Genomic DNA, 24,788 nt, shown 5'->3' with positions numbered 1-24,788 from the left:
TGTTACCATTCTAGTAAACAATATAAAGAAAGCACTGCTGATAAACTAGAGTGGCCAAGCGGCGGATTACACTATCCGTTTTTCGCACTATTCCGCCAGACCCAGTTTTTTGGACGGATGCCCTCCTCCAACGCGCCTTCCCTTCCAAAAGCCTGCAATCCAAAAAACCGAAAGGGCCGTTCCCTTTCGGTTTTTGTTATGCGAGGAAGATGGCCCCGTATAGAAGGCTCCCGGCGATGACGTATGCCGGATGGATGTTCATTTTCTCCATAAGGAGAAGGCTTGCGGCGGCGAGGATCCCTGTATGCAAAATGCCCGCTCCATGATAGGATTCCACGAAGAATTCATAGGCCATGACGGCGAGCAGGGCCGCGATGACCGGCCGGACGATGGTGGTCATACGTTTTACCTTGGGTGATTCTTTGTGCCTCATGATGAGGCCGACCAGACCGATCATGAGGGCCAGAGACGGTGCGACGCTTGCAAATACGCCGACGACCGCGCCCATCGTACCGGCGATCTCATAGCCAATGTAGCCGGCCATCTTCGTGGCAATCGGGCCGGGAAGGGCATTTCCCATTGCGAGAACTTCGGAGAACTCGCTGTTAGTCATCCAGCCGTAATGGTCGACGACTTCGGCCTGGATGAGCGGAATCGATGACGGTCCGCCTCCATAGCCGAGGATGCCCGGCAGGAAAAAGGCCCAGAAAATCTGCATGTAAATCATGCCCGGCCCTCCTCCTTCTTTTTGTCAGGTTTCAGAAGCGCACCAAGGAGAAGGGTGAAAATGATGATCGCCGGATGGACTCCAATTGCTATAAGCAAAATAAAGCTGCCGGCCAGAACGATGATCGTCCATCCTATGCCAAGACTTGATCTCATCGATTTTGCGAAAAACTCCCAAGTCATCGTCAGGAGCATAATAGCGACTACCGGAACAACTGCTTTAGCCGCGCCGCGCACCCATGGTTCTTCCTTGAACGCATTCAGGCTGGTGAGGAGCAGGATCATTAAGAAAATGGTTGGGACAATAGAAGCAAAGATTGCATTCAGCATCCCGGTTACCCCGCCTACCCTATAGCCGATGTATCCCGCAAGCTTTGTGGCAATCGGGCCGGGAAGTGCATTCGCGAGGGCAAGAATATCGCCGAATTCATCGCTGTCCACCCATTTATAGCGTGAAACAACCTCTTTTTGCACGAGGGGAATGGCTGACGGCCCCCCGCCATATCCAAGCATGCCGACCCTGAAAAAGGCCAGGAAGATCTCTTTTTGTTTCATACATCAAGTCATCTCTTTTCTGCTGTTGACGGTTGCATTTATGCTTCTTTCTTTAATTCGTTTCGGTTAGGGGCGGCTGCTGTGCTCTCATGTACTCGAGTACATCGAGGTCGATAAAACCTTCCGCTTGTTCGCGCATTTCAAAGTTCTCGGTATGCAGGTAAGTTGTCAGTGCCTTCAAGGTCTCTTCCTTGCCCGCAAAATTGGCCTTAAAATAACCGAGCCGCCCAAGATGCTCGACGAGTTCCGTTTCAATTTCTCCAGTTACTGGTACAATTCGTTCCGGTTTGGACGGCGCGAAATACAGCTGCTGGAGGCCATGGATGCGAATCAGTTCTTTGATTGGCTCTGGATGGTCATCTACGCGAAGATCAATATACCGGTCATTGAAGTTCCCATAGCCGCCGCGTTCCTTGACGACTAACAGGGCGGCCGACTGTTGTCCGCGGGAGTCACCGCCGGCGGCCTGGCCGGCATTGAGCGCAGCCAGCAGGCGCTCGGCGAGGGTACCTTTTTTTGTTATAAACGTTTCGGCCATTTTTGTGACGGTGTTTTCGTCAACTAGAATATTTCCCTGAGCAGCAAAATGAGGTCCCGTTATGCCGCCCGCCCATTTGTAGCACAGCGAACCCGTGAAGGTTGCGGCATTTCCCTGCGCATCGATCAGGCCAACCTGACGCATCTCCCGTTCCTTGTCTTCTTCAAGGATGATGTTAAGCGCTTCATCTGCAGTCTTGCCTGACTCCATCAGTTCCAGTGCTTTCGGTCCATACGTTGTGTTGGCATACGACTGCGTCGCGACAGCTCCGACGCCTGCTTTTGCCCATGGGACGACGGAACCGACTCCAAGAAACTTCGATTGAACCGCAATCCCCCACTCTTTTTCAACAGGATCAAATCCGACAATTGAAAAGGTCAAGTTTATCGCTCTCCTTTATTTATGTAGTTGGTTATCCTATACCCTAGATTTCGCTATTGAAAAGGAAATTCCTTTCCTTATGATGCGAATAAGCAGTGGATTTTGCAGAAAGGCTCATAACTATTGAAATGGGGTGCATATTGACATAGATTGGGTTCATAAATCTGAAAAAGGGTGCATATCGTCACAATTACGGGTCATAAAGTCACAAATCAGATTCAATGCGTCTAGGAGCTTCTTTGACGGCAAGATAAGATCCTTTATCAAAAAAATCCGGCTCCCAAAACGGGAACCGGATTTGTAGTTTCTTAATGAGCTTCGATCAGTCCGTAGCGGCCATCGTGGCGCTTGTAGACGACGTTTGTTTGGTTTGTTTCGGCGTTTGTAAAGACGTAGAAGTTATGGCCGAGCATGTTCATCTGGAGGATGGCTTCCTCGCTGTCCATCGGCTTCAGTTCAAAACGTTTCGTGCGGACAACTTCTAGTTCGTCATCTTCAAAATCAGTTGATTCGGTTTGATTCAGTGTGGCAAACATTGCGGCAAATTCGCCCTTTTCACGGAATTTGCGATTTACCTTTGTTTTATGCTTACGGATTTGACGCTCCAATTTATCGGTAATCAGGTCAATGCCGGCGTACATGTCCTCGTGGCTTTCCTCTGCGCGGAGCACAAGGTGCGGCATCGGGATTGTGACTTCCACCTTTGCTGTCTTATCCTGAAATACTTTAAGATTGACGTTTACGTTTGATTCTGGGGTTTCGGTAAAATACCTTTCCAGTTTGGAAATCTTTTTTTCGACGTACTCGCGGATTGCTGGAGTTACTTCAATGTTTTCACCACGAATGTTGTAATTCATATGTGAAACTCCTCCTTTTGATAAGACTATGTAGATAACTTCTCTTTTACCCTATGAAACTCCTGCTAAAACAGAACAAAAAGTTTGTCGAATTTTTGACAATAACACTAGGGAAATAGTGTTAACCTTTTTTATTTTTCCTATTGGGTTTGCAGGAAGGATCTACCTCGTTCTTTCTCGCCAGTGGCCGGTTAATTATTTGTCTTCTCAGGGAACAGTCTTCCCTATCCCTTACCTTTTATTCTAGGCGAATTCACTACGGTTGTAAAATGAAACGCAGTTATGTCCATGGGTTGGCGGTCGGGGCGCGGAACGGATTATTATGTATATTGGTTCATAAACTTCCAATCGCAAACGCTAGAATGGGGGGATGAACAATCAAATGCAGCTCTTCCAAAATCATCCCCTCGCGATTGTAAAGGAGCTGATATCTCCAGCACCTGCCTCCCTTAACAGCTTGGCGGCATGCCTGAGGGTGGAACCGGTTGTATAAATATCATCCACGAGGAGGATTCGGCATCCATCCAAGTCTCCCAGCTGCGCGAGTTTGAATACTTGCGGTACATGGATTCTTTCACTTCGGGATTTTTTCGACTGCTTCTCCCCATGCACACGGCTGAGCAGCAAATTCCACTTAAAGCCTGTCTGTTCAAGAATGGCTTCCGCTTGGTTAAAGCCTCGTTCATAGAGACGCTCTGGGCTGAGCGGAATCGGGGTGATGACGTCGGGCTTTAGTTTCTTTATCGCTGCGCGAGCCTCATCGCCGAAAGCTTTTGCCAGCATATAATCACCCCGGTATTTAAAGCGGGCAATGATATCCTTCAAGAAATCATTGTACGAATAGAGCGATACATTCGCAGAAATCAAGCCGCTCCATGTGTCGTCCTGCTCCCAGCGATCGCAGTCCCCGCATAGGTCGCCAACCCGGAATTTCTGTTCATTTTCCGTAAAAGCCCGGCCGCAAATCCGGCATGTTTCACCGTCAATGCGAGCAAGCCTTCCCATACAATTTTTGCAGAAACAATAATCCTTCGCCCACGAAAACAAGCTTGACCACGATTCCTCTTCCTCCGCTTCGCCGCCGCACAGCAGACAGAGCTGCGTTTCAAAGAGCATGTAACAGCCCCCCTTTTCTTCAAAAATAAAATCGTGAATTTCGTTAACGATTCCTAGGATGTTGCCAGAAACTCAGTCATCCAGCAATCCCCTTGTCTTTCCTTCTTTGTTCATCGTTTGAATTTGCTTCCGCGCCTGCTCCATGGCTGTAGTTTTGCCAAAATGAAAGAACGTGACGGTGCCGGTTGGGTGCTTGGCGCTCCGACCCGCCCGGCCGGCGATTTGGACGAGGGCGCTTTCTGTGAAGATCCGGTCCTCGGCGCCGATGATGGCGACGTCAATGTTGGCAAAGGTGACGCCGCGTTCGAGGATGGTGGTCGTCAGGAGGATTGGCGTTTCACCGTTCCGCATCCCAAGGACTATCTCCTTGCGCTCTGGGTCTTCGGCGTGGACGGAATCAATGGCGGGATTTTGTTTTTGCAAAAGCGGCAGGGCGGCCTGCATCGATTCGATGTGCGGGAAAAAGATGAGCGCCTGCTTTCTTGCAGAGAGCCGCTCGCTAATCCAGCCCAGGCATTCGGGCGGAAGCTGTTTCTTCGCAAGCCGCTTCCGCCAGTTCCCGCACCAGCGGAATTCCGGAACCGGAAGCGAATGACGGTGGAATCGGGCAGGGATGGTGACAAAATTCCGCTTGCCCGTCCGGCATTCCGTTTGCCACTTCCGGCTAGGTGTTGCGGTGAGGTAAATAATCGCGGACACAGGCTTTCTCGCCTTTTCGGCAGCGCGCTGCAGCGACTCGTCCATCGTGTACGGGAAAGCATCCACCTCGTCAAGAATGATCGTGTCAAACGCCTCGTGAAACCTGAGCAGCTGGTGGGTAGTCGCAATGGTCAGCTGGGCAAAACTATGGCGGTCCTCGCTTCCGCCGTACAGGGACGCGATTTTAACAGCCGGAAATGCGTTCTTCAGACGGGGCGTAAGTTCGAGGACGACATCGGTCCTTGGTGTCGCGATGCAAACCCGCTTTCCCGAGGCGATAGCCGTATCAATCGCCTTGAACAGCACCTCCGTTTTCCCTGCTCCACAAACCACCGGTTATGAATACGTAAGTATTTTGGTGAATCATTATGATATTCTTAAATCCACTTCTCGCTTACACTTCGTGCATTGGTAAAGGTTCGGCTGTACTTCTCTATGTCGTTTAAGTTTTCTGCAGGTTTGGCAGGACATCGTAACCAATCTCCCGGCATAGTCACTAACTTCAATTTCGTCATCTTCAGGTTCAAGCTCTGGCACCTCGTCGTAGCTGCCTAACAATCCATAAGCAAATACCGTGACAAGCACTCCTGATGCAAAGCTCACCCAGCTCACCAAACATCCTCCCTTCCGTTATCATTGAGTAAGTAGCTCAGCTCGCCATTCCTTTTAACCGGCATGATTTTATAGGCAGAGTGGAGGCAGTATTGTTTCTGCAGCTCCACGATCACCTCAGCTGAGTCCAGGCACCTTTCAACCAACAGACCGGCCAGGGTAGTCGGCCGCATGTTACAGGCGGTGGCCAGTCGATTAAGTTTCCGATTAAATTCATTGGAAAGAGACACGTTAACCCGATTTACCTTCTTGCCGCCTAACCCCTTCCCTTCTATCATCGCTCGTCCTCCCTTTTTAAAATGTAGTGACAATTGACAGTGCCAACCGTGTTACAGTGTTACAGTGGGCAGCGAAAGAGGGAGGCGGTATTACCGACCCAGGACAATCTTTACCCCTCCCTCTTTTGTTCTTTCAACGATCTTCAAAGAAGATTCTTTTCGCTGCATATCAACCGTAATTAGTTCCTTGACGTAGCCGCTGAAATTTTTCCCTTTCAAAAAAGCCATCAATTTTACATCCTGTTCATTTGTCTTGTTAAAGGATACCGGCTTAACCACCTTGTTTTTACTCACTAGCTCCCCCCTCTCTGCCTGTCTTACTACATGGTATTACCGGTAATACCGATTTATGCTAAGCTAGAATTAATAAACGATGAGGGGAATTACCAATGGCAGGCTACTATCAACCAGTGACCATAAAAATTGATTACGTGTCCGGCGTGGGCACCAGAGGACAAGCTAGCGGAAGTTTCCCTTTGCGCGGAAGAAAACCCGAAGAGGTTGCTTATGGGTATTGGCGCAAGTTAAGGAAGGAAATTTATAACCTGCAATTAGAAAAAATTACTGTGGATGGAACTGCGGATATTACCGATAAAGTTAGGCAGCTAGACGTTATTCCACCTGACAATCTTCCCTTTTGAGTCTGCCTTTTGGCAGGCTTTTTTGTTAACAAAATGTACAAAGTTAAATGGAAATTATTATGGAATAATATAGAAAAAGGGGGAATTAGGGTGATTGATATTAAGTGTCCCGTATGCAGGAAGCATTTTAAGCATGAGGATAAAGTTACACTGGATTACATAATGCGTTTTAAACACAAGGATTGTACACTGAGGTCAAATGATGTTGCGTTGCCTCTAAGGGATAAGGGAACCTTTTTAGAGGTATGCTCTAGACATGAGTGTTATCACGAGTATGTAGTAAACTAAAAAAAGCCCTTCTCCTTTTTATTAAGGGAGAGGGGCTTTTACCATCTTAGAACATTTTTGCCCAGGTCAAAGGGCCGACAATTCCATCTGCTGCTAGTTTGTTTTTTCGTTGCCATACCTTAACGGCGGCCTCTGTCTTTGGCCCAAATATGCCGTCTGCAGCAGTTCCAACTTTCCTTTGAATTTTCTTTACATCTTCTCCCCTGGATCCGTTCCTAATTAAGCGCCTAGGATATTTTTCTTTGGTCGCTGCAGCCTGTTTTTGGTCGCCAATAAACCACTCCAAGGATTTGATACCAATCAGCTGATTGAGGTCCAGGTTACTATTAAACCAGCTGACGCGGCCCTTGTCCGTGTACTGCCAAATGTCGCAAGGATATGCCGGCTTTGTTTCGGGTTTTCCGGAATTGGGCCCGTACCGCGGAATCCAAACAAAGTCAGCCTTAACCTGGTCCATACGGTGCGGCTTGTAGAAGTGATGACCTGTGTATAGACCCACCTTCCACCCGGCAGCCTTACACACATCTATAAACGCCTGGGTAGCCGGCACAATGTCTTTTGCATTTCTGCAGGTTTGTTCCTCAACGTCAACAACGAGAAATTTAGCATCTTTATCGGCTCTGGCCAAGAAATTCTTAGCCTCTTTTTTGGCATCCTCGACATCTTTAAACAGTGCATAGGCATAATGCCCGAATGGGATGCCGTGTTTTTTGGCATTGGCCACATGCTTTTTGTATTCCCTGTCAATTGTGGTTGATCCGTACTGGACCCGGATAATAAATAAAGCAACCTCAGCGGCTGCCTTTACCCAGTCAATCCGACTGGATAGTTGGTGATGGGATATATCAACAATCAGTTTTGACATCATTGCCCCTCCTATTTTTTGATTAAATTGTGAGCTTCCAACACTTCTTTCTGACGCTTGCCACGCCAAGTAATATAGTTATTTTTAAACCATGCCCAGACCGCAATTGCCGCCATAACAGCAGTTGAAATCACAGTATAAACATCACCTATCTGCTGCTCGTTAAGGGGCACAGGAGCGTAACCCAAAGCCACCAGCAATTGATTAATTAAAGCAACAAAAAGAAGCACCGTCCTGACGAGGGAGCCTTTGTCCATTTTATTCATTTAAATTATCCTCCTTTTGTTAAAAAAAATAGAACAATCCCAAAGACAAATGAGATTATGCTGCCCGTTAGAGTCCGCCATAACCAAGTTATGTGGGATTCCATCTTTTCCCTTGCCTTACATTCAACGGCTATCTTATCCTCGTAATCTTTCTTAATGTCAATGATCTTCGCGGTCATATCAACTTTGATATCATCAATCCGGTTATGGGCGCTTTTAGCGCTCTGTTCAGTTTGCAATGCCAATTCCGACACTTTAGAAAACCCGTCGATCTTGCTGTTCATATTTTTAACGTTTTCTTCGAGTCTGGCTAATGCTGTTAATATTTGTTTGCTTTCATCCACTACTGGCGCCTCCAATCCGATCCTCACCCCCAAAACTATATCTATTTAGACCACTATTCCTCGATCAATTCTTCCAAAACAGAAACATTTTTTACGTCTATCCGGGACAATATGACATTTCCAATGACAACGGTATTGATTTCCGGGCTATTCAATTCTTCATTCAAAGATACCGGGTCAAACTCCTCAACATCGGTTTCGAACTCGCCGCTATTGTGGGTTAAGATTCTCAACCTCAAAACGACTCACCCCCTCGCGATTGGATAAAAAATTGACTGATGATATTTGCATTGATCCGGCCCAGATTATCAGGTTTAATAGAAACCGTGTGCCATCCTCTTGATACCTTGCCGTCGGCGTCTTTACTAAGGTGTTGAAGCAAATCAATGTCCTGACCTTCCAAACCGGTCACAGGAACGGCGTTCCCATCCACGGTAATGGTCACCTTGCCAGGAAGCTTATCGTGCTTGTAGATGCCGAATTTGATACCGTGGGTATGGTCAGGCAACTCGATACTGTGAGTATGATCGGGTAAATCTATTTCATGTGTATGGCTAGGGATTTGAACTGTGTGCGAATGGTCTGGAACTGTAAAGCTGTGCGAATGGTCTGGAATAGTAATAGTATGGTTGTGTTTAAAGGGATCACCAGGTACAACAACTTCGTGCAAGTGATGACCCCAGTTCTCATTGCCAACTGAATTTATTGGCACGCCTGAAGTCAAACTCATTGAGGCAAACACTTTTTCTGACGATGTTGTCACCGCGCCGCCTCCTGCTGCAGTTGACCTACTTACTCCTCCCCCAGAACTACTAGACTGGGTAGATCCGCCTCCGCTTTTTGTTGATTTAACCGTTCCTCCACCTGCTGTAGTGGACTTTACTGTAGCCCCTCCACCCTCTATGGCCTGCTCGTAAGCCCGGAAATTATCAGTCTTATACGTCAGTAAAAGCTTATTAACCTTCACCATTTCTTCGGGCAAATAAATCATGATGTCCGCCGGGTTGTTTTGGTCCGCATTGTCGTTATAGCTGTATGCCAATAGGTTAGTGGCCCCCTGGCTATACAATTCATTAATCTGCTGCCTACGCTCTATGTCAGCCTGTGTGGTCCCTAAATCTTCCGTTTTATTCGCCATTTCTAACTGGACATCACCCGGATTTCCGGTAATATCGCCCTTTGATTCTTTGACGATGCGTGCGTCAAAGGTGCCGATATCATCGTCAATCCAACGAATGATACGGCCCATTTTTAATTTATCCATGTCCATTCCGGTAATTCGGGAAACGTCAGCTGCGGATCCGCGATAGATAACTTTAGGGTCCTTCCATTTTTTCAATAGAGCCTCGGCTGAAGCTTTAAGAGATTCCGGATTTTCAAACCGTCGGTCAACCCAAATATATGGCCGGACTCCGTATTTTGCGATTGATTCCGCATCCTCAACGTAAGGAAGTCCACCATTTACTGATTTGATGGTGAGCTGGTTATCCCCTTCTCCGTAACCGAGCGCATAAATCCGGTTAAAAATAACAGCCGGGTCCACTTCCCTTTCAATGCCGCGCTGATTGTGGCCATACCTGGCAACGCAAGACACTTCCTTTTCCGGTTCTACTAAATTAAGTGTCCACGGATAAGATTGAGTATCATACGTCCACTGGTAAGGCTGGTCAAATGGTTTCGGGACTGAAAACATTGGGCCAAGCAAACCGTTTTCGTTTTCATACTTGTACGAAAAATAACGGACAAAATCGACTTTCCCGCTCTTCCAGTGCTTGACGGTTTGCTTGTCTAATAGAAATTGAATGTTGTCCTCAGTGGTAAGGTTGTCCGTTTGATGATACAAAAAGAGCACGTCATCCAGCAGGGTCGCTAGTACGTGCTCAAGCGTGTACGTTATTTCCTTTGTTGATTCATTTTTCACCGTTATTGACGGGATAATGCGAAACAGGCCAACGTATTCTTCATAATCCCAAACTTCCACGTAATGTAGTGGTTGGCAATGGACGTTTTTAGGGTCATTTAATGGCAGCGTGAATGCTGCCAACAATAACGCATTAAATGTCTTTTCATAGCCAATTTTAAATGCGTTTTCCAAGATTCCTACTGGATGTAGTTGCCGGTCGAGTATTTTTATCAATGCCTCACCTCCAACAAAAAGAGCCGCCGTTTTGGCGACTCTTATTTATTGCACTGTTTTGTCCAACGATTCTCTAATTGTTTATTTTTAACCCCAAAAACCTTCCTTAACTTCCTCGTCTTCACGTTCGTGCAGATCGTCTATTGGTTCTTCTTTTTTTGTTAGCCAGGCCATTTTATTCAACTCCTATTTTTAAACAATTATACCATTGACAGTAAATTAATATAATATTTTCTTTCAAGTATTTTACTAAATTTGAATAAAATTAGTAAAATTGTATTTTAATTAACTGTAAATTTTAATTGACCATAACCGCTTGCAGAGATTTTGAGTCCTTTTGCAGAAATATAATTATCAACAGTAATACTCGAACTCTTTTCAATGACAGTAATCTTTTTATTGAAGTCAGTTGGGTCCACCTGAAGATATGTGCTAGTTGCTGCGTTATTGAAGTCAACCACATAGACCTTCTTTCCGCCGTGGTTTCTGATTTTATAGGCAGTTTCTGCTCCGGGACAATTCAATCCTTTGGTGAAGGTGTATCCGCCAACCCAATAAAAAGATTCCCCAGCTCGCATCATAACTCCATTGCCGTTCCAGATTAGTCTTCCATAGATTTTTGTTCCGGTGGTATAAAGAGGGGATTCAGTATCGTTCACATATTGCCGATTACCCAATCCGATTTCCTTATCAAAATAGGCAACTAATACGTTACCACCTTTTTTCGTAACCCATCGTTCAGGGAGGCCATTGGCTTTTAAACTACTTTGAGCCGTGTTTGTTCCTGATATGTCGTAAACAATTGGTGCGGCTGGGTCGTCCATGAAATAAATTTTATCCCCCCATGCACCTTTTGTACTCTGCAATCCACCATAATCTTTATTCATTAAATCCTCTAGCGCTTCTTGATTATGGGAAACCGCAATATTACCTGGTGTAATAGTGTACTTAATGGTTTCTTTTAGGGAGTCCCTTTTCGCCCCAGTTGACAGGTTAATAGCATTCCAACATGATACGTACTGAATGGTTTCAATGACCACTTTTTCACGGGCAAAAGCAGTTTCACCATCTCTTAATTCCATATCATCAACAAAAATCCTTGCACCACCATTGCGGGCAGTTGGTAAGCCTTCACCGTTGTCCGTTCCGTGATTTGCACCAGTAGTAAATAGTCGAGGGTTATTAATGGTATTGTTTAAGGCCGTAAGTCTATAAGGACTTATCCAATCACTCAACACTTCGTTTAGCAGTGTCCTATTACTGAACATATCCAGATCGTGAGTGCCACCCACTTTATCTTGCAAGAATATTCTCTTTAAATGTGTAATCTGATTAATACCTAATAGGTCAAATTCTACTATCATATTTTGGACATCAGAATATTCAAATTTAATCCCTAAAGTTGTTCCCGATTTATATGCCACAAGTGGAAAACTATATCTGTCTTTTCCTACTTCAATAGTTCTCTTCTTTTTGAAGATATAGTTATTTTCGTCAATGATAGCGCTCCAACCATGTTCTATACCCGACTTGATTGAATTGATATTTAGAAAATTCATTTTGATTTTTGAATAATCCAATGTGATGACGAAAATCAAATCACCAACATTGACAACTCTTGTGACAGGATTTTCAAGTGGTACTGAATACTTCTCTTGCACATAAGTTATTAGTTGTGATTCACTTGATAGACTGTCAGTGGAAAAAGTCGCTTTATCGTACTGACGAATAGTGAAACCGTATGAATCACTATATCCGTTTGCAATGTAGGCAATGGTATAGTATTTTCCCTGTTCAGCATTGATTACTTTGGCGTCCAGTATAACGTCTTTCACTTCCTGTGAAATAGGACTCTTTACCCCGTCCCTAACGACACTCCTAAGTGGGTAGTCTACCCCCCGGTTATTTTCAAGATATCCCAATCCAATGTTATAGGCTGTTTTATATACATAATTCCCCTTGTCAATGGTCGTTCCATAAGCAAGCCCGGTCGTTGATTGTGTTATGTTTATGCCTGTTGAGGTTATTTTGGAATAATCTATCGTCACAATAAAGACTTTTCCCTCTACTTCAATGACTCTAGTAACTATGCCGTTGGCTGGGTCGGTAAACGGAAAGTTAACATAACTGGCAACTAACCGTCTGCTTCCTGCACTGTTTGAAGCAAACGTGGCTTCGTCATATTCCTCCACGCTAAAACCATATGAGCCGTTAAACCCTTTTGCAATATAGGAAATGGAGTAAAGTTTCCCGGGCGTTGCATTAATCACCCTAGCATCAAGAATGGCATCTTTAACCGTATTAGAAACAGTGTACAAAGTTCCATCCCTTGTAAGGTTTTTTAGAGGGTATTCTACTCCTCGGTTATTCTCATAATAACCTTTTGCAGTTGTAATTCCCGTTGTTCCGGTCATTGCGATTTTTACTTCATCTGACAAGTCAGACAAAGGTATTTTATAACCCGCCGTTGATAGAGCTGCTAATGGGTTACTCGCTTTTGCTTGTGCATCATCTATTCGTCCATCGGCCTCATTTAACCGCGCTTGTAATGTGGGATACACTGCACCACTTGCATTTACCCTAGCCTGTGCCGCTTCAACAGAAGAATCTCCCTTAACTACAATTTGGTCGACTTGCTTTTGAAAAGTATTAACGGAATCAATTGCCTTGTTAAATTTTACTACCCCAGTACGAAGAGTATCCTTCCCTGGGCCACTTGGGATGATTTTTTCCACATCTGCCATTTACACATCCTCCTTACAAGTATTCAAAATGAAATGTAAAGCTTATGTTTATGTTTAAGTTGGTTCCAGACACGGATATTAAATTATCACCAGGTAGTAAAATCAGCTTTGTAATATCCCCGTTCATAGCTGAAAAGCTGGACTTGCCACCAACCAAAACAGTATATTCCTCCCCTCGAATGTCTATAGGAGAAGTAATTTTTCCAAAAGAAAAACTCTGTCCGTTTATGGATAGAGTCAATGTATCCGTTGCACCGGTTATTCTAATCGTTGGACGGATTGCTAGTTTCCCATCGTTCACGATGTTTAGTTGCTGAGGGGCAGTTATTTGGAACTCGTATTCCCCGTCAAAAGAGATGTCGGACTCAAATGGTATGTCACTGTCCCAGCCTATATTTTCAGTAGATTCAATGAACCGTCTCCGAGGATAATTTGCAACCAACGGCAAAATAAAATTACCTTCTTCCGGTAGCCGTTCTGGGAGGATCTCTGCTGCAATTTTAACAATATAAAATTTATCAGGATCATAATCCCGAACAATCTTAACCTTACGGGGTTTACCGAACGCATCAAACCAAAATGCTATAAAGTCATCAAACTTCTTTTGCATATCATTATGGAGTCGTTCATCTATCCTTAACGGAAAAGCAAAAGGCTTTTCCCGCTCTTCAATACCAAAATCCCAAGCTCCAACCTTACCCGGAATCAATAAAGTCTTCCGTTCAAACATTGGAGTAATAGGATCCTCGTACCCAGCCTCGGGCTCAAAACCAAAATATTCGAATCTGTATTTGTCATCCATCGTGATCACGGCGCAACCACCCCCAGCGTCCGGGCTTGGATTTTGTTATTGGAATTGATGGTCCGGCTCATTCCTGGAGCCATTTGTGTATTAAGTTCCCTGGTATCCAGGTAGACGTGAACAGCGATATCACCGCTTGCGCCGCCAATATTACTGGCGATCTCTTTTCCAAGCTGGTTAATTGCCGCTAATGCTAGACCGTTGTCACCAGCTGCAGGACTGCTATCGGCTCCAAATTGGCTTGGCTGCCTGACTGTCGTCATGTTTAGCTCCGGTACATCGAATGATAGAGCGTTCTCCATTGCACCAGTAATGGCTCGACCAACTTTAGCCGTTTTACTAACAACATAGTCGACCATGTCTTCAATTCCAAGTCCAAGACCTTCCATTGTAAATTGGCCATCTTTAAACATCACTCGGGATGGAGACTTGATACCCATGGCATCCTTAAATCCTTTTGTAAAACTGGATGCTACTTTCTTAGCTATATTGGCGACTTTTTTGATGTTATTGGTTACCCCGTTCACTAAACCGGTAATGATATCCGAACCTAGTTCTTTCAATTTACCTGGTATCTTTTTTACTTCATCCACAATCCCATCGTAAGCATTCTTACCTGCACCTTTAGCCTTGCTTTTCATATCAGAAACAAATTGCGCCATTTTCGAAATGGTATTCACTAAAAATGCCCATATTTTACCCGGCAACTCTTTAATAAAGTTTATTACATTTTGGACAAAAGTAATTCCAGCTTCAACCGCTTTAACTTTCATACTATGCACAAATGTCGTGACTTTTGTAATCGTCTCAGTTAGAAATGTCCATATTTTACCCGGTAACTCTTTAAAGAACTTTATGGTGTTGGTTAAAAATTCAGTCCCAGCAGCAATGGCACGCTTTTTCATATCAGCAGCCCAAATTGCGATATTGGCAATCGTTAAGACTAGGAATAATAGAACTTTCCCTGGCAATTCACGGAAAAACTCAATCATATTCGTTATTCCTTCGGATATGGTAGAGATCATGTACCCAATTCCATAACCAATGGCATATGGAATATCTTCGAGGAATAATTTCGTTAAAAATGCCATTATTCTACCGGGCAATTCGGAAAGAAATGAAACAAAATTATTAAATGCTGTGGGAATGGTTTCAGTGAAAAATCTTACAACGCTATCCTTTATTTCAATCATTTTAGCAACTAATTTTTCTTTAAACTCATTGAATTTCGCTACAGCATTAGCAACCATTTCAGAGATTTTTTCAGATACCTTATCTTTTACCTCTGTGAATTTCTCAACGATTGCATTCCAAATCTCAATTGTTTTCGCTTTGATCGTGTCCCAGTTTTTCCATAACAGTATGCCTATAGCGATAGCCGCGGCAATGGCAGCGATTATCCCCCAAACTGGTGCGGAAACCCCTGCTAGAAACACTCCGAATGCCTTTATAATCGGCAATGCGGTTGTAACAAACGATATGATTGAACCTATGCTGCTGAGTAGCATCCCCGTTATGATTAAGAGGGGTCCAATTGCAGCAGCAATCCCCGCAATGACCAGGATTACTTTTTGACTTCTTTCGCTCATATTTGCGAACCCCTCTATGACCGGCTTAACCATATTAACCAAGTCCAATAGTACAGGGACAATGATATTTCCTATTGTGATACCCAAGTCATTTAAAGTGTTTTTAAACATGGCCAGTTGAGATGCTGCGGTCGCATATCTTTGTTCTGCCTCTTTTGTCAACGCGCTGTTTTCGCCCCATGCATTACTGGCCAGTTCAACAGAGCTCGCAAACAACTCACTGGCATTACCGGCACGCAATAAAGCATCACGCAAACGCACTTCCGTGATGCCCATTTCTTGAAGCATGTTGATTGCAGATTCGCCAGCTTCTTCAGCGCCACCAAGACCGTTGATAAAGGCTCCAAGGGCGCCTATTGCGTCTTTCTCAAAGGCATTTTTAAATTCCTCGGCCGTCATGCCGGATATCTTCGAAAAGTTTTCTAAGTCTTTTCCGGAATTTACTAACGCTTTCAATTCTGTTTTGGTCATGCCCATATCTTCAGCCAGATGACCAAATGCCTTGCCACTGTGCGATGCCATCATTTCAACTTCACGGAGTGACATTCCTGCAAAGTTTAACATTTTCTCAACTTCGTCAAATCCAGTCGAAGTTGCAACCTGCATTCGAATCATTGCTTTGCTTATTGCGGATCCACCCATCTCAGCCTCAATACCAACCGAGGACAATGAACCAGCTAAAGCCATAATATCCGCCTCAGATAGCCCGATTTGAGCACCGGCACCGGCCAAACGCATTGCCATACTGACAATCTCACCCTCAGTAGTGGCCAGGTTGTTACCAAGGTCAACTACTACTGACCCAAGCTTGTCGAAGTCTTTTTGAGACATGTTGACAATGTTCGCAAATCTAGCAAATTCAGTCGCGGCCGTGTCAGCTGACATATTAGTAGATTCGCCAAGATCAATCATGGTTCGAGTAAAACCCAGGATGTTTTCTTTCTGGATCCCGAGTTGACCAGCTGCTTCTGCAACAGCCGCAATCTCACCCGCACTAGCCGGCAAGTTTTTACTCATATCGCGAATACCATCACTCAGCTGAGCAAACTCTTCCTCGGTAGCATCAACCGTCTTTCGTACCCCGGCGAATGCACTTTCAAATTCGATTGCTGAGTTAGCGGCAAGCCCACCCATCGCAACAATGGGAGCCGTTACTTTCATGCTTAAATCTTTACCAACATCTTTCATCTTGTCGCCGGTTTCTTTCAGCTTTTTGGACGTGTTGGCAAGTACATCTTCTTGCTCTTTTAGCTTTGTGTTTGTGGTTTTAATTTCATTGGCCAGGTCTTGTTCGGCTTTTTTTGCTTCCAGTAGTTGAATTTCGTATTTGTCTACTTCGGATGAATTCTCACCATATTGCTTTTTGGCCATTTCTAATTGCTGCTCGAAATTTTTCACCTGGTCACCGGCAAGATCATGTGCCTTGTCCAAGTGCTCCAGTTGCAGTTTTAATTTTTCTGCCTCGGACGCATTCTCACCCAACTGAGCTACCTGCAGTTCGTATTCAGCGGTTAGCTTTTCGGTTTGAGATTCAAGTTTCTCCGCTTCCGATTCCAGTTTATTTAGCGCATCCTCGGCTTTTCTGGACTCTTCGGCTTGTTCGGATAGTCCGGCATTCACTCGTTCCATTGCATCTTCCAGGGCCATCTCAGCCCGCTCTGCATCAAGTAGTTTACCGTGCATTTGAGCAAGCTGCCCAGTTGTCGTTTTCGAATCCTTTGCCATCGCCTCATATTGAGTACGCAGCATTTGAGTGCGCTGTTTAGCAGCTTCCATCTGAATCTCTAGCTTTTTCTTTTCTGCAGAAAGCTTTTTTGTTGCGTCCGCGTCTTTACCCATGGCAGCAACATGGTTGCGGTATTCTTTAGCAGCCGCATTCATGATTGCGTTAATATCTCTTATCGTTTTAGCGTACTGGACTTGACCGTCCATTTTAAAATTGAGAACAACGTTACTTGCCTTTTCGGCCATATCACCTCACTCCTTTATAAGAATGGCGTCTGATCCAAGTAATGAACTTCTTTTTCGGGATTAAGAGCCTTTGGATTGGTAAACTTTAGATGCATAATGTATTGCTTCAACCAATGGGCAGGCGTGCTGTTGAAGAATGAATCTCTACTCCAACCCAGCAGTGTTTCAGCAACATAAAAATAAAAGTCCCAATCCAGTTCGTCGGATTGAGACTTATTCATCAGCTTTTTTTTTCAGTTTTTATTTTCTGAGCATCCTTCGCCTGGAAGATTTGATTGTTAAATAAGCGGAAGGCCACCTGGAAGATGTCCGGAAGGTCAGATAACGGAATGGCACCTTCAACCTCAGAAACCGTTGCATCCGTGCCGCCACTCCGGATCATTGAATATATCAAAGCGTACATTAGACGCACTTCCTTTTTCCCAAGCACCACTTTTCCTTTTTTCATCATGAGGTTGAGGTCTTTTTCAAACACATGGTAAGGCTTACCGTATGCTTCCTCGAGGTAAGGAAAGCTTGTAAACGTGAAAATAACCGGGATTTTCGCCCCTTGTATCTTGATGGTATCCCGGTTAATATCAACGTTTACTAAATCTCTTAATTTAGCCAATTAAAATCACTCTCCCCCAGCTGGCGCGGCACTTAATAAAGCAAGTTGTGATTCATCAGCAATCACTTGTTCCATAAATTGTTCAGCGGTAATGCCAAGTGCTGAATCTCGAACCTCTGAAAAGTCAGCTACCGTCACATCATTGTACAAAAGTGGAGTAGCTTCAAAAACATTGGACAGGTCTTTAACGTCCGCCTCATCAGTGACAGTTTCAAATGTTTCCTCTGTCATTGTTTTTTGCACACGTGGATACCAGCGAGCAATACGCGATCCGTCCGAAAGTGGAGCGATAAAACCAAGAGCAAACATCGGGTACTCTTTCACTTTTGATGTTCCAAAAGCAACGCCCTTTTCAGCAGTAATACCGTCCATTTTGTCTTTCACTTCCTGCGGAAGCGCAACGTGGGTTAAATTAAGCGTAAACTTTGAGTTTTTAAAAGCATTCACGAACATCTTGTTAGATGCCCATTTTTGAACCGTGGTTGGGTTTCCAGCAATTCCGATGGAAACAATGTTATCCAGCTGATAGATTTCAGTATCATAAGTAGGTAGAGCGTCGCGACTGTCTTTATTTTCAGTCATAAATGCAATAAAGAGGGATTCGACCCCCACTGGATACAATAATTCTTTGGCTTTACCTGCCATTCATATCACTCCATTTTTTGAATAATTTTTTCTACCATTATTTTAGAAATTTTTTCAGATTCTGCATCCCAGGTGTTTTGGACAAAATGCCGGCCCTTAACTCGGCCTCTTCCACCACGCTTTCTATGGCCGTGCTCCACTAAATGCCAATACCAACCAGCATCTTCAAAAATCACTTGAACCATGTCATTTTTAACAACAACTTTTAACTGATCCCGTAAGTGCTTTGAGTTTCGGTCAGCCACAGGAATTTTCGGCTTAAGCTTCTCGGCAAAATACTTAGCTGCCTCTTCCAAAACATCCAGGGAGACTTGCTTATTTACGTTCAGCAGCGTCTTCATTTTTTTGAGCATGTCCTCAAAGCCATTGTTATTATTCATTGGACACACCGGACATTCGTAATGAATTGAGTTACGGTATCGTCGTTCTCATCGAATGGGATACCGAAGAACATATCATAGGAAACCCCATGTCGATTAAAAACCTCTTTTAAAGGCTCGTAGTCGCTTTCCGTGCCATTTGTGATAACTGCTATCTGATAGAGTGGTAACGACTTAATAACCTTATTGGAGGTCCTTTTATGGGTCTCATTTACATATTCATAGACAATGTACGGGTACTTTGCAGTGGTAGGCGCGCTGTCACGATAAACAGGGATGCCAGACTCCTTCATAATGGCTCGCAGTTGCTGAAAATTAATTTGCATAGGATAAACTCAACTCCATCAAACGCAAATCCTCTTTTATATAGATGCGCTCGATATTATATTTTTTGCCGCGGATTTCAATCCGGTACTCCTTTTGATTGTCCTCGATGTCCCGGTCAAGGCGAACCTCAATCTTTTTAACAACCTCATTCACGGGCCGTTCGGCAAAAATCTTATCCGTGGACGTGACCCCAAGAGTCGCATAATTGATTTTCCGGACAAACGGATAGCCCATTTCAACTCGATCTGTTTTAAGGTCAATTATCTCACCAAGTTTCAAAAGGTCAGCTGTCCATTTAAGGTTATTCGTCCTGCGTCTGGCCATCAGCATAAACCTCCTGGACAACCAATGGTGTGGCTGCGGTTTGGTCTATTTCGTCATCAGAATACGTTTCCTGGACAAAAAACGGGGTCATAGCTTCCAGAGCTTCTCCCAGTTCCTTTTCGGCAACCCTGTATTCATAAAAAATACCGGCCACCATAATGATCAAATATTCTTTCTGGCCACCGGTTGCCTTTTTTACATAGGATTTGGCCTGCTCTAAATAAAGAGGGAGCATGGTTTCATCCATGCCCTCCTCCCAGTGAATATGTGATTTTAATTTCTGAGTTAATTCCATAGGGATCACCCTTAAGCAGACTTAACCGCGCCCACTTCATAGCGATAAACGGCCGGCTCAAATGGAGAGTAGATTAGCTGACCATCGATAAGGTTGTAAATTTGGAAACCGATTTTGTTGGTTCCACTATATTTTTCAACCAGCTTTTGGAGTTCCATTCCACCTTTTACTTCTTGAATGTGGAAAGCTTTGAAATCCCCAAAGTAGAAAACTGGCTTAGTCCGATCCGTGCCATCAGCGGAATCCGTGAAATCAACTTTGTGACCGAGAAGCGTGTAGCCTACACCATCTTTTGCTTCGTGCAATAGCGGGCGGCCAGTTGTATCAGTCATACCCTCCAAAATAGTTAGGGCTGCACGGTTAATGATCCACATCGATTTCTTAAGAACCTCTGTAACAGGCAGACCCTTTAGCTTAACCAACTCCTGATATAACGGCTGGGAGAATCCGGCAGCAGTGATATCGACTGGCTTGGATTCGTAGTAACCCACAGCTTTTTTGGCAAGGGCTCCCGGGTTTTCATTACCAGCATCGTTTCCGTTAAACATATAGTTCGTTTCTTTTCGGACATATGCCTTTTTGAGTTCCTCGATAACAATTTGTTCAACATTGACACCAGTACGACGTAGTAGTTTTTTCGTAATTGTGGCAAGTGCATCGAATTCAGCCGGATCCAAATCGATTACATCGAATTCAATTTCTGTTTCTTCAATTTCTTTTCCAGTTTTAGCACGTTCCGTTTTGTTTACATTCGCATCCGCTTTCTTAACTAAAACTGGATATTTGACATCAGTATCAGTTGCGACATAGGTACCATACTTACGGAGTAAGTTTTCTTCCTGGGCATATGAAATTACTTCACTTGCGATAGATTGTGGAATTGTTACAGAACCGTTATTAATGTCTACGCCTAGTGTGCGTGCTTCCATTTCTGAAATATTACCAACTACAAAGTTAGCAAATGCAGAACGAATTTCTTTCTCTTTATTTTTTGTGGACTTGTGACCACGAGTGGAAAGCCCTTGTCCAATGGCATTTAAGATGGCACTACGCTTTTCACCGGAAATGGCAGAGCGATTTTCACCCTCGCCAGCACCTTCGCCGCCTTCTTCGCCACCTTCGCCACCTTCGTTATTCTCACCTTCACCTTCGCCCTCTTCGCCTTCGCCACCTTCGTCTTCCTCGGCAGGTAGATTTTCGAGCGCATCCGCAATTTCTTGCGCCTCGGCTGCCAGTTCATCAACTTCAGTCTGGACGGATTCAATTTCATCCTCGCGGACTTCGTTCTTTTCCAATTTCTTGCGCAGTTCTTCCAAACGCGCCTTGTTTCTTTTTTGCAAAGCTAACAGTAATTTTCGGTTCATTTTAGCACCCCATTAATTTTTTTAATTATTTGCATCCGTTTTTCAACGGACTTATCAATTTCCTTGCTGCGGACTAATGCCGCCTCAGTGTCCTCATAGGCCGGTAGGCTTACAATTGACACTTCATATAGTTCAACCTCTTCCAAGGTTCGCAAAGCAGGTTCCTGTGAATAATCCCACCGTTCTTTTCCTTCATCGACAAAAAAACCAAAGCTGCACTGATCAATGTCGCCACGTTCCATGCTTTCAGCTAAATCTCTAGCATAAGAAGTATTCGGCAACTCAATTTCAAAATTCAAACCCTTTTCATCTTCGCGTAGGGTTAAGGTTTTGGCTTTGGTTCTACCAATCACCTTGTCCCAATCATGGTTTACGAGGGCGCGAATATCGGCATTTTTAGCAGATATTGACCTGTCAAATGCTCCGGGAGCAATGATTTCATCAAACCAATTCCCAATACTTGTCCTGGAATTAAAAACAGCAGCATAGCCGCTAATTTTCACCGGCTCATTTTCTTCGGACCTGGTTTGAATGTTGGTGATGTCAACCGTTCTCGTTTCCTTCTTCCTTTTCATTGTCATCACCCCCTTTCAGGCTGTCATCAGTGGCTTTTTTCTTGCCGATTTTTGTTAAGTCATTACTGATATAAACAGCCTGTGTTTCCGGTGTATTTTGTGGCGGGAATCCGAGCATAATTGCCACGTTATCAGGCGATGTAATGGCAGTCCGGACAATGTTGTAGCCGATGTTTGTTTTCGTGCTGTATGTGACAAAATCCAAAATATTAATCTTGAATTTGATACGCTTGTCAGATTTCGGGCCGAAAAAAAGAAGACTCAAATGGTCTTCAAAATTTCTCATTATTGGCCTGACGGCTTTGTTATGCAGATACATCATGGCTTTTTCTAAATCGGATTTAATCAAAGCCGTGTATGTATCAACATTGATTCCTAGGTACTTACCTAAATCAGGTTTATACACTTTCAAATAGGACAATATTTTCTCGTCATCAATTGTGCTCTTCATCGTGTCGATGGAGTATCCCTTACCCAAAGGAATCATTTTGACTGTTCGTGATTCGTCAATGGCTTCCAACTGGTCCAAAATAGCGTTAATCAATTTTGACTGAGCACCGTTCGCCGGGTTGATGTGCGCGTCCAACTTGAGCAGGAATGCGAGTATGCCACCTTTGACATATTTCTCCGTCAAAACCTTTTCCGCATTCATAACCCCTTCCAGAGTTTTTCTACCGAGCTCGAGCAACCCCACCCCTTTCAGATGGTTAGTACCGATATTCTTAACGTGTCGGATCATATCAGGCGGAATCTCGGTGCCCGATATTTTAAAATGCTGTTGCAGCTGCTTGTCCAGTTCCGTTTCAACGTTTGCCGCCAGGTGAATTTGGCCATTATTCAGTAACGGGAAAACTTCGCCGTTGAGCAAAAATGAATTAGTCATCAATTTGATGAACTCGGACCCGGTCAAATAATTATTCGGATTCCGTAAAACTTTCGATACCCGCGCATCCTGGACTTCATTACCATCTTTGTCCACAATGACAATGTTGGCCAGCATCATTTGGTTACTGATATCCTGCAGCAGTTCATAAACATCGGATGATTCCAAAATATTTTCCTCCGTTGCAAAAACAGAGGCAAAGCGAACGGATCCGCCGTCAATCTCCTTAATTCGTTTTTCGAGCTTGCTATAAACCCAGTTTGAAAATCGATCTCTTAATCCCAATTTATCACCGCCTTTCGGTTATACGTATGGTTACCCACCTGGTAACTAGGAGATGGGCGGATCACTTCCTTTCCGATTTATGAACAAAATGTAACAAATTATTCAAATTCACTAGTTTATGTGAAAGGTATTTCCTCCCCCTTGTTGAATTGGTATTTCAAGGAAAGGAGGGTGGAAAATGAGAACAAGTGATTTATTCAAAGGACAGAAAGTTGATATTCCCTGTCCAAAATGCGGGAAAAAGACTCCAGTTGATGCCGGGTGGTTACTTAAACAAGGTTCTGTTGCAAAAATCAAGTGTAAGTTCTGTGGAGAAGATTTTGACGTCGATACCTCTGAATTTAAAAAATCCACAGAAAAAGCAATAAAAGGTATTAAAAAAATGTTTAAATGAGAAAGAAAAAAGTAAGTCGTTATTGTTTGCGACTTACTTTTTCACTATCAAACTATCGAACTCCGTTAGTTAGATATAGCATTATGGTTCTTCGACTGGCATTTCCCCTTTTTGGGCCACAGTCGTCCATTGCTTACAAGGCATACCTTCGTCATGATAGCAGTGATGATGATTAATCTGATACCATGACTCTTGTTCAAACTCCATTTCAAGTAATGCTGTCTTTTTTGCAACATCCACTGAAGCGAAATATTCACGCAAAAGCCTTCCCTCTTGAGTCCTAATTTCAAATACATGCATCATGCTCCTATACCTCCACCCATGTTGAACCATAAATATTACCATCAATACCTGTAGCGCGATTATACGCCTTATCTCCATACCCTTCATTTAGTGGGAAATATCCCACAAGGCCTTTTTCATTTCCCTGAAGTATTTTATTCATGTTATTAACAATTTCTTCTTGACTACGCGAGATGTTCCATATTCTAACATCACGCAACAACCCGCCAAAAGGGATATTATTACCAAACCTTTGCCCAATGTTTAATGCCGCGTTTGCTGTACCTAAAGGCCCTGAAACATTGTTATTTTCTAGTTTTAATTCACCGTTTAAATAAATCTTGCCACTACCGTTCTTATATGTGAATACACAGTGATACCATGTTTCAGGTTGCAAACCAAGTAGGGTAGCCATCATATATCCGGAACGATATTGACCGCCTATAAAGGCGTTTACTTTTAATCCTCTATTTAAAATAGCGAACTCCCATTGACCGGAATATTGTTTTTCTACAAAAGCTTGTTCACTTAAAATATTTGTCCCTGTTTTTACCCAGGCCTCAATCGTGATTTCTTCAGTCATGTTAAAAACCACATTATTAGGAATTGTGACTCTATCGTCTACTCCATCAAAATACAGAGCATATTTTTTATTACTAGAAATTCCATGTCTGAACGGTAAACCCATTGCATTTCCTAGAAGCATTAGTATAACCCCACAATCCCTGAACCAGAAACAACCTTCTTTACACTGTAAGGATAAACAACCCCTGCAATTAATTTAACCGAAACACTTGTACTATCATTAGCAAACAAAACTTCCGCTACAACATCTGTATTAGTGGTAATGCCGTTTGTTGCCGCCACTTCTTGCCCTACCGTTAAGACTTTCGCTTGTACCGCTTTACTCCCCGAGAGTGAGACATCTAACTTCTCCTTCAGCCTTGCCAAAATACTGTCTAAAACTTTACTCGATATTTCCGTTGAACCTGGACCACCAAAATTCATCGTCATC

General features: G+C 43.8%; 30 protein-coding genes and 2 pseudogenes. 2 read left to right on the top strand and 30 right to left on the bottom strand.

All coding sequences use genetic code 11. The annotated features are described in order from the left end of the window. Positions 1–196 precede the first annotated feature (196 nt). From D1B31_RS16385 to D1B31_RS16345, 9 genes and pseudogenes are all read right to left on the bottom strand, one after another. Positions 197–727 carry a chromate transporter gene (locus D1B31_RS16385; protein ID WP_118922342.1) on the bottom strand — a complete coding sequence of 177 codons (531 nt, stop codon included), beginning with the start codon at positions 725–727 and terminating at the stop codon, positions 197–199. Further along, the gene (locus tag D1B31_RS16380; protein ID WP_118922340.1) at positions 724–1,281 is read right to left on the bottom strand and encodes a chromate transporter; all 558 of its coding nucleotides are present in this window, start codon (positions 1,279–1,281) and stop codon (positions 724–726) included. Before D1B31_RS16380 ends, D1B31_RS16385 begins: the two co-directional genes overlap by 4 nt. Before the next feature lie 52 nt (positions 1,282–1,333). Further along, positions 1,334–2,200: a DUF1028 domain-containing protein gene (locus D1B31_RS16375; RefSeq protein WP_118922338.1), complete on the bottom strand. Its 867-nt coding sequence runs from the start codon at positions 2,198–2,200 to the stop codon at positions 1,334–1,336. Between the two features lie 308 nt (positions 2,201–2,508). Continuing rightward, entirely contained in the window at positions 2,509–3,057 is a 549-nt protein-coding gene (hpf, locus tag D1B31_RS16370; RefSeq protein ID WP_118922336.1) for a ribosome hibernation-promoting factor, HPF/YfiA family, read from the bottom strand. A 399-nt stretch (positions 3,058–3,456) separates the two neighbouring features. Continuing rightward, positions 3,457–4,173: a ComF family protein gene (locus D1B31_RS16365; protein ID WP_118922334.1), complete on the bottom strand. Its 717-nt coding sequence runs from the start codon at positions 4,171–4,173 to the stop codon at positions 3,457–3,459. Positions 4,174–4,245: 72 nt separating this feature from the next. Next, a pseudogene (locus D1B31_RS16360) lies at positions 4,246–5,202 on the bottom strand (ATP-dependent helicase ComFA); the annotation flags it as partial. 36 nt (positions 5,203–5,238) lie between these two features. Next, complete coding sequence (locus D1B31_RS16355; RefSeq protein WP_118922330.1) at positions 5,239–5,484, bottom strand: hypothetical protein; 246 nt, start codon at positions 5,482–5,484, stop codon at positions 5,239–5,241. After that, on the bottom strand, positions 5,481–5,762 hold the full coding sequence (locus tag D1B31_RS16350; protein ID WP_118922328.1) for a hypothetical protein: 282 nt from the start codon (positions 5,760–5,762) through the stop codon (positions 5,481–5,483). The genes D1B31_RS16355 and D1B31_RS16350 overlap by 4 nt, the downstream gene beginning before the upstream one ends. A gap of 90 nt (positions 5,763–5,852) precedes the next feature. Then, positions 5,853–6,056: a hypothetical protein gene (locus tag D1B31_RS16345; protein WP_118922326.1), complete on the bottom strand. Its 204-nt coding sequence runs from the start codon at positions 6,054–6,056 to the stop codon at positions 5,853–5,855. A gap of 95 nt (positions 6,057–6,151) precedes the next feature. On the opposite strand from D1B31_RS16345, the gene D1B31_RS16340 reads away from it, so the two are divergent. Then, positions 6,152–6,403 carry a hypothetical protein gene (locus tag D1B31_RS16340; RefSeq protein WP_118922324.1) on the top strand — a complete coding sequence of 84 codons (252 nt, stop codon included), beginning with the start codon at positions 6,152–6,154 and terminating at the stop codon, positions 6,401–6,403. Between the two features lie 334 nt (positions 6,404–6,737). On the opposite strand, the gene D1B31_RS25060 is transcribed toward D1B31_RS16340, so the two are convergent. The 18 genes and pseudogenes from D1B31_RS25060 to D1B31_RS16245 all read right to left on the bottom strand — a co-directional run bounded on the left by D1B31_RS25060 (position 6,738) and on the right by D1B31_RS16245 (position 23,097). Next, entirely contained in the window at positions 6,738–7,559 is an 822-nt protein-coding gene (locus tag D1B31_RS25060) for a GH25 family lysozyme (RefSeq protein WP_118922320.1), read from the bottom strand. 8 nt (positions 7,560–7,567) lie between these two features. Then, positions 7,568–7,822: a phage holin gene (locus D1B31_RS16325; protein ID WP_118922318.1), complete on the bottom strand. Its 255-nt coding sequence runs from the start codon at positions 7,820–7,822 to the stop codon at positions 7,568–7,570. Positions 7,823–7,827: 5 nt separating this feature from the next. Continuing rightward, positions 7,828–8,166, bottom strand: a complete 339-nt coding sequence (locus D1B31_RS16320) for a hypothetical protein (RefSeq protein WP_118922316.1) — start codon at positions 8,164–8,166, stop codon at positions 7,828–7,830. Between the two features lie 53 nt (positions 8,167–8,219). Continuing rightward, the gene (locus tag D1B31_RS16315; RefSeq protein ID WP_118922314.1) at positions 8,220–8,405 is read right to left on the bottom strand and encodes a hypothetical protein; all 186 of its coding nucleotides are present in this window, start codon (positions 8,403–8,405) and stop codon (positions 8,220–8,222) included. Further along, entirely contained in the window at positions 8,402–10,303 is a 1,902-nt protein-coding gene (locus tag D1B31_RS16310; protein ID WP_118922312.1) for a phage tail spike protein, read from the bottom strand. Before D1B31_RS16310 ends, D1B31_RS16315 begins: the two co-directional genes overlap by 4 nt. A 281-nt stretch (positions 10,304–10,584) precedes the next feature. Then, entirely contained in the window at positions 10,585–13,047 is a 2,463-nt protein-coding gene (locus D1B31_RS16305) for a hypothetical protein (RefSeq protein ID WP_118922310.1), read from the bottom strand. Between the two features lie 13 nt (positions 13,048–13,060). After that, positions 13,061–13,849, bottom strand: coding sequence for a phage tail domain-containing protein (locus D1B31_RS16300; protein WP_240035314.1), 789 nt, complete (start codon positions 13,847–13,849; stop codon positions 13,061–13,063). Between the two features lie 5 nt (positions 13,850–13,854). Continuing rightward, complete coding sequence (locus D1B31_RS16295; RefSeq protein ID WP_118922306.1) at positions 13,855–17,409, bottom strand: phage tail tape measure protein; 3,555 nt, start codon at positions 17,407–17,409, stop codon at positions 13,855–13,857. Between the two features lie 14 nt (positions 17,410–17,423). After that, the gene (locus D1B31_RS16290) at positions 17,424–17,630 is read right to left on the bottom strand and encodes a hypothetical protein (RefSeq protein WP_240035304.1); all 207 of its coding nucleotides are present in this window, start codon (positions 17,628–17,630) and stop codon (positions 17,424–17,426) included. Next, entirely contained in the window at positions 17,630–18,019 is a 390-nt protein-coding gene (locus D1B31_RS16285; RefSeq protein ID WP_118922304.1) for a hypothetical protein, read from the bottom strand. Before D1B31_RS16285 ends, D1B31_RS16290 begins: the two co-directional genes overlap by 1 nt. A 6-nt stretch (positions 18,020–18,025) precedes the next feature. Beyond that, positions 18,026–18,664, bottom strand: a complete 639-nt coding sequence (locus D1B31_RS16280; RefSeq protein ID WP_118922302.1) for a major tail protein — start codon at positions 18,662–18,664, stop codon at positions 18,026–18,028. Positions 18,665–18,669: 5 nt separating this feature from the next. Continuing rightward, on the bottom strand, positions 18,670–19,044 hold the full coding sequence (locus D1B31_RS16275) for an HK97-gp10 family putative phage morphogenesis protein (protein WP_118922300.1): 375 nt from the start codon (positions 19,042–19,044) through the stop codon (positions 18,670–18,672). Further along, positions 19,041–19,370: a hypothetical protein gene (locus D1B31_RS16270; RefSeq protein ID WP_118922298.1), complete on the bottom strand. Its 330-nt coding sequence runs from the start codon at positions 19,368–19,370 to the stop codon at positions 19,041–19,043. The genes D1B31_RS16275 and D1B31_RS16270 overlap by 4 nt, the downstream gene beginning before the upstream one ends. Then, positions 19,360–19,695, bottom strand: a complete 336-nt coding sequence (locus D1B31_RS16265; protein ID WP_118922296.1) for a hypothetical protein — start codon at positions 19,693–19,695, stop codon at positions 19,360–19,362. Before D1B31_RS16265 ends, D1B31_RS16270 begins: the two co-directional genes overlap by 11 nt. A 40-nt stretch (positions 19,696–19,735) precedes the next feature. Further along, positions 19,736–19,990 (bottom strand): annotated as a pseudogene (locus D1B31_RS16260) (head-tail connector protein); the annotation flags it as partial. A gap of 11 nt (positions 19,991–20,001) precedes the next feature. Further along, positions 20,002–21,354 carry a phage major capsid protein gene (locus tag D1B31_RS16255; protein WP_118922294.1) on the bottom strand — a complete coding sequence of 451 codons (1,353 nt, stop codon included), beginning with the start codon at positions 21,352–21,354 and terminating at the stop codon, positions 20,002–20,004. Further along, positions 21,351–21,929 carry an HK97 family phage prohead protease gene (locus D1B31_RS16250; protein ID WP_118922292.1) on the bottom strand — a complete coding sequence of 193 codons (579 nt, stop codon included), beginning with the start codon at positions 21,927–21,929 and terminating at the stop codon, positions 21,351–21,353. Before D1B31_RS16250 ends, D1B31_RS16255 begins: the two co-directional genes overlap by 4 nt. Further along, complete coding sequence (locus tag D1B31_RS16245; protein ID WP_118922290.1) at positions 21,898–23,097, bottom strand: phage portal protein; 1,200 nt, start codon at positions 23,095–23,097, stop codon at positions 21,898–21,900. Before D1B31_RS16245 ends, D1B31_RS16250 begins: the two co-directional genes overlap by 32 nt. A gap of 178 nt (positions 23,098–23,275) precedes the next feature. Here D1B31_RS16245 and D1B31_RS16240 point away from each other — a divergent pair, with 178 nt between their 5' ends. Then, positions 23,276–23,491, top strand: coding sequence for a hypothetical protein (locus tag D1B31_RS16240; protein WP_118922287.1), 216 nt, complete (start codon positions 23,276–23,278; stop codon positions 23,489–23,491). Positions 23,492–23,572: 81 nt separating this feature from the next. On the opposite strand, the gene D1B31_RS16235 is transcribed toward D1B31_RS16240, so the two are convergent. From D1B31_RS16235 to D1B31_RS16225, 3 genes are read right to left on the bottom strand one after another with little or no spacing between them, the layout of a single operon-like run. Next, positions 23,573–23,794 (bottom strand): hypothetical protein, encoded by a 222-nt coding sequence (locus D1B31_RS16235; RefSeq protein ID WP_118922285.1) that lies wholly within the window; start codon positions 23,792–23,794, stop codon positions 23,573–23,575. Between the two features lie 4 nt (positions 23,795–23,798). Then, positions 23,799–24,479, bottom strand: a complete 681-nt coding sequence (locus tag D1B31_RS16230) for a LamG domain-containing protein (protein ID WP_118922283.1) — start codon at positions 24,477–24,479, stop codon at positions 23,799–23,801. Continuing rightward, on the bottom strand, positions 24,479–24,781 hold the full coding sequence (locus tag D1B31_RS16225) for a hypothetical protein (RefSeq protein WP_118922281.1): 303 nt from the start codon (positions 24,779–24,781) through the stop codon (positions 24,479–24,481). The genes D1B31_RS16230 and D1B31_RS16225 overlap by 1 nt, the downstream gene beginning before the upstream one ends. Positions 24,782–24,788: the final 7 nt, after the last annotated feature.

The organism is Neobacillus notoginsengisoli (genome assembly GCF_003515685.1).
Taxonomy (GTDB): Bacteria; Bacillota; Bacilli; order Bacillales; family Cytobacillaceae; genus Bacillus_D; species Bacillus_D notoginsengisoli.
The sequence above is the reverse complement of the archived record's forward strand: the minus strand, read 5'-3'. Positions and strand labels throughout refer to the sequence as shown.

Bases quoted from the DNA above. Each gene is read 5' to 3' on its own strand.
- D1B31_RS16270 (WP_118922298.1), bottom strand. From the start codon at position 19,370: ATGCAAATTAATTTTCAGCAACTGCGAGCCATTATGAAGGAGTCTGGC.
- D1B31_RS16265 (WP_118922296.1), bottom strand. From the start codon at position 19,695: ATGGCCAGACGCAGGACGAATAACCTTAAATGGACAGCTGACCTTTTG.
- D1B31_RS16240 (WP_118922287.1), top strand. From the start codon at position 23,276: ATGAGAACAAGTGATTTATTCAAAGGACAGAAAGTTGATATTCCCTGT.
- D1B31_RS16380 (WP_118922340.1), bottom strand. From the start codon at position 1,281: ATGAAACAAAAAGAGATCTTCCTGGCCTTTTTCAGGGTCGGCATGCTT.
- D1B31_RS16300 (WP_240035314.1), bottom strand. From the start codon at position 13,849: ATGGATGACAAATACAGATTCGAATATTTTGGTTTTGAGCCCGAGGCT.
- D1B31_RS16250 (WP_118922292.1), bottom strand. From the start codon at position 21,929: ATGAAAAGGAAGAAGGAAACGAGAACGGTTGACATCACCAACATTCAA.
- D1B31_RS16255 (WP_118922294.1), bottom strand. From the start codon at position 21,354: ATGAACCGAAAATTACTGTTAGCTTTGCAAAAAAGAAACAAGGCGCGT.
- D1B31_RS16305 (WP_118922310.1), bottom strand. From the start codon at position 13,047: ATGGCAGATGTGGAAAAAATCATCCCAAGTGGCCCAGGGAAGGATACT.
- D1B31_RS16325 (WP_118922318.1), bottom strand. From the start codon at position 7,822: ATGAATAAAATGGACAAAGGCTCCCTCGTCAGGACGGTGCTTCTTTTT.
- D1B31_RS16350 (WP_118922328.1), bottom strand. From the start codon at position 5,762: ATGATAGAAGGGAAGGGGTTAGGCGGCAAGAAGGTAAATCGGGTTAAC.
- hpf (WP_118922336.1), bottom strand. From the start codon at position 3,057: ATGAATTACAACATTCGTGGTGAAAACATTGAAGTAACTCCAGCAATC.
- D1B31_RS16340 (WP_118922324.1), top strand. From the start codon at position 6,152: ATGGCAGGCTACTATCAACCAGTGACCATAAAAATTGATTACGTGTCC.
- D1B31_RS16290 (WP_240035304.1), bottom strand. From the start codon at position 17,630: ATGAATAAGTCTCAATCCGACGAACTGGATTGGGACTTTTATTTTTAT.
- D1B31_RS16280 (WP_118922302.1), bottom strand. From the start codon at position 18,664: ATGGCAGGTAAAGCCAAAGAATTATTGTATCCAGTGGGGGTCGAATCC.
- D1B31_RS16230 (WP_118922283.1), bottom strand. From the start codon at position 24,479: ATGCTTCTAGGAAATGCAATGGGTTTACCGTTCAGACATGGAATTTCT.
- D1B31_RS16235 (WP_118922285.1), bottom strand. From the start codon at position 23,794: ATGATGCATGTATTTGAAATTAGGACTCAAGAGGGAAGGCTTTTGCGT.
- D1B31_RS25060 (WP_118922320.1), bottom strand. From the start codon at position 7,559: ATGATGTCAAAACTGATTGTTGATATATCCCATCACCAACTATCCAGT.
- D1B31_RS16385 (WP_118922342.1), bottom strand. From the start codon at position 727: ATGATTTACATGCAGATTTTCTGGGCCTTTTTCCTGCCGGGCATCCTC.
- D1B31_RS16275 (WP_118922300.1), bottom strand. From the start codon at position 19,044: ATGAATAATAACAATGGCTTTGAGGACATGCTCAAAAAAATGAAGACG.
- D1B31_RS16365 (WP_118922334.1), bottom strand. From the start codon at position 4,173: ATGCTCTTTGAAACGCAGCTCTGTCTGCTGTGCGGCGGCGAAGCGGAG.
- D1B31_RS16225 (WP_118922281.1), bottom strand. From the start codon at position 24,781: ATGAATTTTGGTGGTCCAGGTTCAACGGAAATATCGAGTAAAGTTTTA.
- D1B31_RS16295 (WP_118922306.1), bottom strand. From the start codon at position 17,409: ATGGCCGAAAAGGCAAGTAACGTTGTTCTCAATTTTAAAATGGACGGT.